At 46.2% G+C, this 600-nt stretch carries 1 protein-coding gene; it reads right to left on the bottom strand.

Features of this window, described 5'->3' with window-relative positions:
* Positions 1-76: 76 nt before the first annotated feature.
* On the bottom strand, positions 77-577 hold the full coding sequence (locus QEH54_RS22815) for a hypothetical protein (RefSeq protein WP_309021042.1): 501 nt from the start codon (positions 575-577) through the stop codon (positions 77-79).
* Positions 578-600: the final 23 nt, after the last annotated feature.

Here is a 600-nt window from a genome sequence, read left to right as displayed (position 1 = left end):
AACGTGAAAGCCATACGCGTAGGTCAGCGCGGAGCGCTGGCCGGAGTTGTATGGGCTGACTGGTTGGACTTTCTTTTCAATTAGTACTCCCCAAGCTTTGAGGTGTTCTCTTCAGTGTTTCGAGGATTTTGTATGCTGAAGCTTCGAACTCCCTAGTCCCTTCGAATGAAACCGAAAAGTGTTTGGTGCCGTCTGTGAGATAGATATCCACATCAAAAATTTGGGTGCCGTCTGTTCCCTTTTTGCTACCTACGTAACGGTATCCATGAAACTCTCCAAATTCCACTTCCTCTGGTCCTGAAGGCTTCCAACTCTGTGATCGTGAAGCAAATGCATGATACTTTTCGAAAGATGAGTCTTTCCATCTGGATAGGTCAGGAATGTCGAGAGTTAGGTCTCTTTCTGTACCTTGATCATCTAGCTTCAGTACAAACGCCTCCATGTTTGCTGGAGGATGAACCAGCTTCTTCACGGAGACTCCATCGGGTACTTCGAAACTTATGGTGGGGCCTTCTATCGCACCAGAATAGCCAGATGTTATCACGAAGATTGTGAGAATGGTGAATAGGTGTTTCATGCTCTATTTTCGTCCAACGTGAA

It is taken from the genome of Pelagicoccus sp. SDUM812003, from assembly GCF_031127815.1.
GTDB lineage: Bacteria > Verrucomicrobiota > Verrucomicrobiia > Opitutales > Opitutaceae > Pelagicoccus.
This window is presented reverse-complemented; position numbering and strand designations above follow the sequence as displayed.

Excerpts from the sequence above, each read along its gene's own strand:
- QEH54_RS22815 (WP_309021042.1), bottom strand. The coding sequence starts at position 577 with ATGAAACACCTATTCACCATTCTCACAATCTTCGTGATAACATCTGGC.